Origin of the sequence: Promicromonospora sp. NPDC060271, assembly GCF_042726755.1 — a bacterium.
In the GTDB taxonomy this organism is placed as follows: domain Bacteria; phylum Actinomycetota; class Actinomycetes; order Actinomycetales; family Cellulomonadaceae; genus Promicromonospora.
This window is the reverse complement of the sequence record NZ_JBHXBG010000199.1, coordinates 1-9,684: the sequence shown is the minus strand read 5'-3', so window position 1 is coordinate 9,684 and position 9,684 is coordinate 1. Positions and strand designations below refer to the sequence as shown.

Genomic DNA, 9,684 nt, shown 5'->3' with positions numbered 1-9,684 from the left:
CCGACCCCCCGGGACACCGGGGAGGCTCGGACACCCGCTCTACCTCGCGGACCCCCTCGCGTTACGCCGGCTCCACGCCCAGCGCCGCCAGCGCCTCACGCACGGACGGCGCACCGAACCGGCCCGGGGTGATCGCCAGGGCACGCGTCGCCACCGACCGGTCGACGCCCGCGACGAGCATCACGAGCGCGGCCCGCAGGTCTCCGTCGGTCGCGGCCAGCGCGTTCTCGCACACGTCCGACTCCAGGTCCGTGGCCTGGGTGAGCAGCCGGACCAGTCGCCTGCGCAGCTTCGCGTTGGTCGCGAGCACCTCGACCATGAGGTTCGAGTAGGTCTTGCCGAGCCGCACCATGACCGCCGTCGAGAAGGTGTTCAGCACCATCTTCTGGGCGGTGCCCGCCTTCATGCGGGTGGACCCCGTGATGGCCTCCGGCCCGGTGTTCACCAGGATCGGGATGTCCGCCTTGGACGCCAGCGAGGCGAAGGGGTTCGACGCGAGCAGCACGGTCCGGGCCCCGCGCGCGCGGCCCATGTCGAGCGCTCCCCCGACGTACGGGGTGCCGCCGCTGGCCGCGATGCCGAACACGATGTCGGCCGGACCGACGTCGGCGACCAGCGCGCCACCCGCCGCGATGTCGTCCTCCGCGCCCTCGGCCGCCTTCTTGAAGGCGGCCAGCCCGCCCGCGAGGTGCGGCACGAACATCTCCTCGCCCACGCCGTAGGTCGGCAGGAGCTCGGCGGCGTCGAGCAGGCCCATGCGGCCCGACGTCCCCGAGCCCACGTAGTGCACCCGGCCGCCGGCGCGGATCCCGTCCACCGCGATGTCGATCGCCTCGACGATGCGCGGGTGCGCGGCGCGTACCGCGGCGATCACCGCGGCGTCCTCGTCGGTGATCATGCGCACCATCTCGGCCGTGGAGACCACGTCGATGTCGCGGGTCCGCGGGTTGCGCTCCTCGGTCGGTGAGACCGGGCGCGGCAACGACTGTGCGTGCCGTTCGAATCCAGCCTCCGCGATCATCGGCGAGCCTCTCTCTCATTGCCTGCACTGCACTGTTGGACGCTGCGTCGTTGGACACTGCGTCGCTGGTCTCTGTACTGCTCTAGTAGGTCGCGGTCCCTCTTCTGGAACCCGTACTGCTCATCGCTCATGGCTGCTCTCACTGCTCGCTGCTGCGCTGTTCTTCGCTGTCCCGCCGGTCCGCGAGGCCGCGGAGACGCTCTACGGCGGCCGCCGCGTTCGCTCGTCCGGTCCCGCACGCCACCACGACAGCCGGGCCACCACCACTCAGCGTCCCGAACCAGTCCTCCACCGGCCCGGGAAGCCCCGTGTGGACCACGACGAGATCCGGCCGGACCGCCCAGAGCCGTTCCAGGTGGGCGCGTTCGGCCGAACCCAGGACGGGTTCACGGGTGATCACGACGAGTGGTTCGGAGCGGGGCGCACCCCGGGGAACGCCCCCAGGAAATTCTGCGCCACGTTTGACACCAGTTCTGTCGAGATCCGCCGATACACCGTACCGGGAGATTCGGGCAATAAGCACCGCAAGTCCAGATTCGTCGAGAATAAGTTCCGCGTCCCCCTCCCCCGCAACCCCCTGACCAGGCGTTTCCGAAGCCTCACCCGGTGACGGCGCCCGCGACAGCCTTGCGCCCGGCCACGCCTCCGCGACCGCGGACTGCACGTGCCGGGCCGTGCGTCCGGCGGCATGGTCCAGCCGGGTGCGCAGGTCGACGACGTCGGGTTCGGCGTCCGGCGCGAGCGGCACGAGCCGCCCGCCCCGCACGTGCACGACGGCGTCCGCGATCTGCGCCCCGAGCACCGACAGGTCCGCGAGCGCCTCCTGCGCGACGTGGCCGCCGGCCGCCGCGCCGGCCGCTGCTCGCCGGTCCCGGAGCGCCGCCACGAGCTCGTGCGTGCGCTCCCCTGACTCCTCGAGCCGCTCGACGGTCAGGCGGCCGGCGGCGACGGCCCGGCTCAGCGCGTCGTACGACTCCGTGTAGAGGGCCGGGTCGAGCCCGAGGCAGAGCAGGTCGGCGCCGGCCTCGACGGCGCGGACGGCGGCCTCCCCCACCGAGCCGGTGAGCTGGCGCAGCGCGCCCATGTCGAGGGCGTCGGTGATGATCGGGCCGGTGTGGCCGAGGTCGCGGAGCAGCCGCGTGGCGGCCGGCTCGATGGAGGCCGGCGCCGGGCCGAGCGCGGGGAAGAGCACGTGGGCGGTCATGACCGCGTCGAGGGCCGACTGGCCGGCGTCCCTGCCCTCGGGTCGCAGGGCACGCGCGAACGGGAGCAGGTCACGCTCTCGGACGACGTCGAGCGGCTCGTCCACGACCGGCAGCCCCACGTGGGAGTCGACGGTGGTGGCGCCGTGGCCGGGGAAGTGCTTTCCGCACACGCCGACGCCGGCACTGCGCACGCCGCGGGCGAACGCGATGCCGTGGCGGGCGACGGCGTCGGGCGTGGTCCCGAAGGCGCGGACGCCGATCACCGGGTTGTCCGGCTCGGAGACGACGTCGAGCACTGGGCCCAGCAGCAGGTCGACGCCGGTCGCGGCCAGCAGCCGGCCGAGTGCCCGGCCGGCGTCCAGGGACACGGTGCCGCCGCCCGGGTAGGCGCCGAGCGCCGCAGCCCCGGGCAGGGACGACCCGGTGGCCGCTTCGAGCCGCGAGACGTCGCCGCTTTCCTCGTCGACGGCGATCAGCAGGCCGGGCGAGATCGAGTGCAGGGTGGCGGACAGCGCGGCGGTGGTTGCGACGTCCGGCGTGTTCCGCGCGAAGTAGACGACGCCGGCCAGGCCCGCGCGGGCGGCGTCGGCCAGCCAGTCCGGTATGTCCACTCCCTCGAAGCCCGGCAGGAGCACACCGTTGACCGCACGCTCGGTGCGGGAGACGGTGCGAGCGGGCCCGGCGGGCTCGGCCGTCATGCCTTGACGGCCCCCGCGGTCAGACCCGAGGCGAGCCGGCGCTGGACCAGGACGAAGAAGATCATGACGGGCACGGTGATGATCGTGGAGGCCGCCATGATGGCGCCCCAGTCGTTGGAGTGGACGCCGAAGAACGAGCGCAGGCCGATCGCCACCGTGTAGTTCTCCGTCGCACCGCCGAGCATCGTCATCGCGAAGATGAACTCGTTCCACGCGGTGATGAAGCTGAAGATGCTCGTCGCGACCAGGCCGGGCGCCACGAGCGGCAGCAGGACGGACCAGAACATCCGGCCCCAGCTCGCGCCGTCGAGGTAGGCGGCCTCCTCCAGCTCGACCGGGACGGCCGCGACGAAGCCGCGCAGCATCCAGATCCCGAACGGCAGCGCGAGCGCCACGTACACGACGACCAGGCCGATCAGGGTCTCCAGCAGCTGCAGGTCGCGCACCTGGACGAACAGCGGGATGACCAGCGCCTCGAGCGGCACCATCTGGACGATGAGGACCAGCATGAGGATCTGGGTGCGCATCGTGAAGCGGAAGCGTGCGACGGCCACCGAGGCGAGGAGGGCCAGCACCGCTGAGACCAGCACGGTGCCGAGCGCCACCACCAGGGAGTTGCGCAGGAACGTGCCGAACCCGCCCTCGGTGAGCACGAACACGTAGTGGTCGAGCGTTGGCTCGGCGGGCCAGAAGCTGCTGGTGTGCCCGGCCCGCGCGTCGAGCGAGCTGTTCAGCATCCAGTAGACGGGGAACAGGGTGAACACGAGCAGGAGCGCGACGAGCACACCCTTGCCGAGCTGCCGCAGGGGCGAGCGCCGTGAGCTCATCGTTCCTCCTCCGCCAGCACGGTACGCACGTAGACCGCGGTGATGGCGAGCAGCAGCAGCGTGAGCAGCACTGCGATCGCGGAGCCGAAGCCGTACCTGTTCTGCCCGAACGACTCGACGTACGACCACACCCCGAGGTTGAGCACCGACCGGTTCGAGCCTGCGCCGCCGGGCATGAGGTACACCTGCGCGAACACCTTGAAGTCCCAGATGGTCGACAGGATGATCACGACGGCGAACACCTGCCGGAGCTGCGGCACGATGATCGAGAAGAACCGGCGGAACGCCCCGGCGCCGTCCATCTCGGCGGCCTCCAGCATCTCCTTCGGCACTCCGAGCAGCCCGGCGAGCACGGTGACCGCGACGAACGGGAACCCGTGGTGGATCACGTTCAGGAGCACGATGGCGTAGAACGACCACCGGTCGGTGAACCAGTTGGTGGGCTCGTCCAGCAGGCCGAGGCCCATGAGGACGTCGTTGAAGACGCCGCGGTCGGCGTCGAAGATCCACACCCACACGTACGTGCCGGTGACGGCGGGCATGGCCCAGGCGGCCATGATCGCGCTGGACGTGACGGTGCGCCAGAACGTGCCGAGCGACGCGAGCAGCACCGCGACCGCCGTGCCGAACGCGACGGTCCCCGCAACGGACAGCACGGCGAACCCGACGGTGTTGGGCAGCACGACCGTCCACAGCTCGGGGGAGCCGAGGATCTCGGCGTAGTTCGCGGTGCCGATCCAGTTCGGCTCGCCCGTCGTGATCTCGCGCAGGCCGTAGTCCTGCAGGGAGAAGAGGAACACCCGCACCAGCGGCCACAGCAGCAGCACCGCGAGCACGATCAGCGCCGGGGCGAGCAGCAGCCAGGGCCGCACGACGGCGGCCCTGGCCCGGCTGAGCCGTGGCAGTGTCTCTCGCGGCCGGGCCTGCGCCGACGGCCGAGTCACCTGCTCGGTCACGTGCTCAGTCACTCGCTCGGTCACTCAGACCCGTTCAGCACGTTCGTCATCTCCTCGGCGGCGGCCTTGCTCGCCGTCGCGACGTCCGCCTCCCCGGAGAGGATCGACTGCATCATCGTGCTGGTGGTGAGCTTGGCCTGCACCGCGCCGTACGTCGGCGCCGCGGGCACGGAGGCCCCGCCGTCGACGAACTGCTCGGCGAACGGCGCCACGAGCGGGTCGGTGCTCGCCAGGGTCTCGTCCAGCAGGGAGACCTGGCCGGGGAAGTACCCGGACTGCTCGCCCCACTGCTGCGCGAACTCGCCGGTGGTCATCATCTCGATGAACGTCCAGGCGAGCTCCTTGTCCTCGGCCGTCTCGAACATGCTCAGGTGCGAGCCGCCGAGGACCGACGGGGCGATGCCGCCGTCCTGCCCCGGGATCGGCACGGCGGCGAACTTGCCCTCCATGTCGGGGTTGGCCTCGACGGTCGCGCCAGGGGTCCACGAACCCATGACCGCCATGCCGACGTCGCCGGCGGCGAACGCGTCCAGCACGTCGGTCTCGCGCCAGGTGGTGGCGCCCTCCGACGAGTAGCCGCCCTCGGTGGCCAGGCCGGTCCAGAACCCGATGCCCTCCTGCGCCTGCGGGCTGTCCAGGCCCGAGGTCCAGGTGTCGCCGTCGAGCGTCGCGACCTCGCCGCCCGCGCCCCACACCCACGGGTAGACGGTGAACTCGGCGTCACCGGGGACGGCGACGGCGATCTTGTCCGGGTACTCCTCCTTGAGCCCCGCCGCGGCCTCCTCGAGCTCGGCCCACGTGGTGGGCGGCTCGACACCGGCCTGCTCGAACATCTCCGTGTTGTAGACGAGCGAACGCACGCCCGCGTACCAGGGCATGCCGTAGAGCTGTTCGTCGTAGGTCCCGGCCTCGACGAGGCCCTCGACCAGGTCGTCGCCGACGCCCGCGCCGTCCACGTACTCGTCGAGCGGCGCGAGCGCGCCCGCGTCGGCGAACTCGGGCGTCCAGGTGGTGCCGGTCTCCGCGACGTCGGGGGTCGTGCCGCCGGCGATGGAGGTGACGAACCGGTCGTGCGCGTCGGCCCACTCGACGAACTCGACGTCGAGCGTCGCGCCGGTCTCCTCCTCGAACGCCGCCGAGACGTCGGCGAAGAAGTCCTCGGCGCCCGGGTTGGTGCCCTGCATGATCCAGACGCTGAGGGAGCCGGCCCCGTCGCCGTCACCGCCCCCGCTGCCCCCGCCGCACGCCGCCGTCGTGGCCGCCAGAAGCAGTGCACCGGTGGCCGCCGCCACGGGCCGTCGCATCGCTCGAGTCATCGTTCGGCATCCTTCCGCTGGTCCTGCGCTGAGCGCCGCGAGAGCAGCCAGGTGAATTGCTGAGAAATGAAATTCCCGATACGCGGCATTGCGTGGAGATTACTGACGCGATGAATGATCTGCTAGGGGTGTTACCAAACCGTGATTGCCCATCCTGACCCGGGCCCTATGGCACGCGAGCGGTCCATTTCTCCGTACCGAACTTCGACTCGACCAGCCCTTCGGCGAGCGCCCACTCCTGCGCGGTGATCTCGCCGGGCACGGTCCGGTACCGCGCGCGGAACGCCGCCTCCAGCGCGTCGATCACCGCGCTCCGGTCCAGCCCGGTCTGGGAGCGCAGCGGGTCCACGCGCTTGTTCGCGCTACGGGTGCCCTTGTCGCTGAGCTTCTCGCGCCCGATCCGCAGCACGTCCGTCATCTTGTCGGCATCCATGTCGTACGCCATGGTCGCGTGGTGCAGGACGGCGCCCCCGGCGAGCCGCTTCTGGGCGGCGCCCGCGATCTTGCCGGACGGCGAGGCGATGTCGTTCAGGGGCACGTACGCGGCGTCGATGCCGAGCCCGTGCAGGGCGCCGACCACCCAGTCGTCGAGAAACGCGTAGGACCGTTCGAAGCTCAGCCCGTCCACGAGCGAGCCCGGCACGTACAGGGAGTACGAGATGGTGTTGCCGGGCTCCATGAACATGGCGCCGCCCCCGGAGATCCGCCGGATCACGCGGGCCCCGTGCCGCGCGGCACCCTCGGTGTCGACCTCGTTGCGCAGCGACTGGAACGATCCGATGATCACGGCCGACTCGTCCCACTCCCAGAACCGGAGGGTCGGCCCGCGCCGTCCGGCGCCCAGCTCCTCGGTCAGCACCTGGTCGAGCGCGACGTTGAGCAGCGGTGACACCGCGGGGGTGCGGATCACCTGGAACTCGTGGTCCTCCCAGGCCGTCGCGTGGCCCAGCGCGCGCCGGGTGGCGACGGCCACGGCGTCGGCGTCGAACCCGACGGCCGTGGCGCCCTCCAGGGCGCCCCGCACCGCCTCGGCGAGCTGGGCCTTGGGGGCGTCGGCGGGCAGTCCGTCGAGGGCCTGGCCCATGGCCTCGAGGGCCTCGTCGGGTTCGAGGAAGAAGTCCCCGCTCACCCTCGTGTCCGCCAGCCTGCCGGGCGACCCGTCGGTGTCGACCACCTCGGTCTCGACACGAACCAGCTTTCCGTGTGGAACCTTGAACTCTCCGCGCACGTGTTCACAGTAGGCGACGGTGCCTGCGGTGTCCGGCGCCGGACCCGCCCTTGGTACGGAAGGTGCGACTCCGGCGTCGGGCACATCGGTCGGACACAACCGACATTTGGCAAGATGGCGCGGCAGAACAGACCAGAATTTCCTCCTTTCTTTAGACATCCTTGCCCCGGTTCCGTGTCAGAATGACCTGGTGTCCGAACTCGCACTGGATATCGATGAAGTGGCGATCGACGCCTGGGTCGTCGCTCTCGACGTAGGCGGTAGTGGCTCGCGCCTGGTCGCGGAGTTCGGCAACTCGACGCACCCCGAGCGCATCAGCCTGACCGGCCGCGCCGTGAAGGTGAACCACCACGGCAGCGATGCCGCGGCGGTCGTCGCATCGCTGTGCCAGTCCTTCAACGCGTGGGCCGCCCGCATGGGCCACGACGGCATGAGCGACGGCAGCACCGCTCCCGTCTCGTCCGCCGCCGTCGGCATCACGGGACTGACCTCCCTGGTCGAGAAGCCCACCGAGATCCACGACATCCTGGCCCGCGAGCTGCGTACCAACCGGACCGCCGTCGCGGGTGACGCGCTGACCGCACACATCGGAGCCCTCCGCGGGCGCGCCGGTCGCGCCGGTGCAGTGCTCTCCGTCGGCACGGGCGCTGTCGCGTTCGGGTTCGACGGTGTGAACCGCTGGCGTCGCGCCGACGGCTGGGGTCACCTGCTCGGTGACCTCGGAGCCGGTGTCTGGGTCGGTGGCGAGGCGCTGCGTGCCGCCGGCCGGTACCACGACGGCGCGAGCCGCGGCGCCTCGAAGCGCCTGCTGGACGCAGCGGTCGCCAAGTTCGGCCTGATCGAGAGCTGGCCCAACCAGTTCTACAAGAACGCCGAGCGCGCCAAGCAGCTCGCCTCGATGGCCCCGGAGGTCATCATCGCCGCGGCAGAGGGCGACCCGACGTCGATCCGCATCCTCGAAGAGGCCGGGCGGCACCTCGCCGACACGCTGTCCAGCGCACTCGGCCGCGGGATCCCGCCGCTCGCCTCCACGACCGGTCGTCTGGTGCAGGAGGAGTCACCGCTCACGGTGTCGCTGACCAAGCACCTCTCCGTCGACCGGCCTGACGTCTCCCTCGTACCCAGCGGTGGCACGCCGCTGGACGGTGCGCTCACCCTGGCCCGGCGCCTGAGCAGCGCGCCGCAGTCGGTCGGTGGTTTCCGCCCGTGGCTGACCGTCCGCGTCGACGGCCACCACACGCTGCACGAGACCCCGGAAGACACCGGCGCCAGGGAGATCCTCGCCGCGGAGCTCTCGACCATCGAGCTGCCTGGTGACGAGCTTCAGTGACCGACGGTCCGTCACCGAGGCGTTCCTTCACTACCCCGTCATGCCCGAATCCCCGGTACGGGTGTAAGTTTCCGACCCCCAGCCCCACCACCCCCAACCCGGGAGATGCGACATGACAGGTGACGTCCTCGTCCGACTCAGGCGCGCACTACCGACGCTGCGGCCAGCAGAGGCCAGAGTGGCTCAGACGGTCCTCGACGACCCCAACACCGTCGTCCAGTCGACCATCACCGAGCTCGCCGGTCACGCGGACACGTCACAGGCCACCGTGGTGCGGTTCTGCCGTGCCGTCGGCTACGCGGGCTACCCGGAGTTCCGGATCGACCTGGCCCAGGCGACCAGCCGGCGCGAGGTCGAGATGGAGCGGTCCGGCATCGCCGAAGGCGAGATCAACCAGACCGACGACATCGAGGCCGTCGTCTCGAAGATCGCGTTCCACGAGGCGCGGACCATCGAAGAGACCGCCCGCATGATCGACACCGACGCGATCGAGCGGGTCGCCACGGCCATCGCAGAGGCCAAGCGGGTCGACGTCTACGGCGTCGGCTCGTCCAACCTCGCCGCCGCCGACCTGGCGATGAAGCTGCAGCGCATCGGCATCTTCGTGTTCACGTCCCCCGACCCGCACCAGCAGCTCGCCTCGTCGGCCCTGCTCGAGCCGGGCAACGTCGCGGTAGCGGTCTCGCACTCGGGGCAGACGCGCGAGACCAACACGGCGCTCGAGAACGCCCGCAAGCGCGGCGCCCTCACGGCGGCGATCACGAACTTCCCGGACGCGCCGATCGGCCTCGTGTCCGACGTCGTCCTGGCCACGACGGCCCGCGAGACCCAGTTCCGGGTCGGTGCCATGTCGAGCCGCATCGCTCAGCTCACGGTCGTGGACTACCTGTTCGTCCGCGTCGCGCAGCGCACGTACGACCGCTCGTCGATCGCCATCAAGGCGACGTACGAAGCAGTGCGCGACCAGCGCCTCGACCAGGGCACTCCCAAGCAGGACCGCCCGGCGGCCCCGGTCGCCTGACCTCCGGCAGGGTCCGCGAAGTAGAGCGCCTGTCCGCATCTCCCTGGTGACACCCAGGAAGACTCGGACAGGCGCTCTACTT

8 protein-coding genes are annotated in these 9,684 nt (G+C 71.0%); 2 read left to right on the top strand and 6 right to left on the bottom strand.

Translation table 11 applies throughout. The features are described from left to right. Nucleotides 1–61: 61 nt before the first annotated feature. The 6 genes from murQ to ACFWE2_RS22365 form a co-directional block, all read right to left on the bottom strand. Nucleotides 62–1,021, bottom strand: a complete 960-nt coding sequence (murQ, locus tag ACFWE2_RS22390) for an N-acetylmuramic acid 6-phosphate etherase (RefSeq protein WP_377226413.1) — start codon at nt 1,019–1,021, stop codon at nt 62–64. A 139-nt stretch (nt 1,022–1,160) separates the two neighbouring features. Further along, nucleotides 1,161–2,924 carry a glycoside hydrolase family 3 N-terminal domain-containing protein gene (locus tag ACFWE2_RS22385; RefSeq protein ID WP_377226412.1) on the bottom strand — a complete coding sequence of 588 codons (1,764 nt, stop codon included), beginning with the start codon at nt 2,922–2,924 and terminating at the stop codon, nt 1,161–1,163. Next, the gene (locus ACFWE2_RS22380; protein ID WP_377226411.1) at nt 2,921–3,751 is read right to left on the bottom strand and encodes a carbohydrate ABC transporter permease; all 831 of its coding nucleotides are present in this window, start codon (nt 3,749–3,751) and stop codon (nt 2,921–2,923) included. Before ACFWE2_RS22380 ends, ACFWE2_RS22385 begins: the two co-directional genes overlap by 4 nt. Beyond that, nucleotides 3,748–4,656 carry a carbohydrate ABC transporter permease gene (locus ACFWE2_RS22375; protein ID WP_377226414.1) on the bottom strand — a complete coding sequence of 303 codons (909 nt, stop codon included), beginning with the start codon at nt 4,654–4,656 and terminating at the stop codon, nt 3,748–3,750. The genes ACFWE2_RS22380 and ACFWE2_RS22375 overlap by 4 nt, the downstream gene beginning before the upstream one ends. Before the next feature lie 71 nt (nt 4,657–4,727). Further along, nucleotides 4,728–6,023: a sugar ABC transporter substrate-binding protein gene (locus ACFWE2_RS22370; protein ID WP_377226410.1), complete on the bottom strand. Its 1,296-nt coding sequence runs from the start codon at nt 6,021–6,023 to the stop codon at nt 4,728–4,730. Nucleotides 6,024–6,189: 166 nt separating this feature from the next. After that, nucleotides 6,190–7,251 (bottom strand): biotin/lipoate A/B protein ligase family protein, encoded by a 1,062-nt coding sequence (locus ACFWE2_RS22365; protein ID WP_377226409.1) that lies wholly within the window; start codon nt 7,249–7,251, stop codon nt 6,190–6,192. A gap of 190 nt (nt 7,252–7,441) precedes the next feature. Between ACFWE2_RS22365 and ACFWE2_RS22360 the strand changes: the two genes are divergently transcribed. Further along, on the top strand, nt 7,442–8,581 hold the full coding sequence (locus tag ACFWE2_RS22360) for an N-acetylglucosamine kinase (RefSeq protein ID WP_377226408.1): 1,140 nt from the start codon (nt 7,442–7,444) through the stop codon (nt 8,579–8,581). A 112-nt stretch (nt 8,582–8,693) separates the two neighbouring features. Continuing rightward, complete coding sequence (locus ACFWE2_RS22355; protein WP_377226407.1) at nt 8,694–9,602, top strand: MurR/RpiR family transcriptional regulator; 909 nt, start codon at nt 8,694–8,696, stop codon at nt 9,600–9,602. The last annotated feature ends 82 nt before the right edge of the window (nt 9,603–9,684 follow it).

Excerpts from the sequence above, each read along its gene's own strand:
- ACFWE2_RS22370 (WP_377226410.1), bottom strand. The coding sequence starts at position 6,023 with ATGACTCGAGCGATGCGACGGCCCGTGGCGGCGGCCACCGGTGCACTG.
- ACFWE2_RS22355 (WP_377226407.1), top strand. The coding sequence starts at position 8,694 with ATGACAGGTGACGTCCTCGTCCGACTCAGGCGCGCACTACCGACGCTG.
- murQ (WP_377226413.1), bottom strand. The coding sequence starts at position 1,021 with ATGATCGCGGAGGCTGGATTCGAACGGCACGCACAGTCGTTGCCGCGC.
- ACFWE2_RS22385 (WP_377226412.1), bottom strand. The coding sequence starts at position 2,924 with ATGACGGCCGAGCCCGCCGGGCCCGCTCGCACCGTCTCCCGCACCGAG.
- ACFWE2_RS22380 (WP_377226411.1), bottom strand. The coding sequence starts at position 3,751 with ATGAGCTCACGGCGCTCGCCCCTGCGGCAGCTCGGCAAGGGTGTGCTC.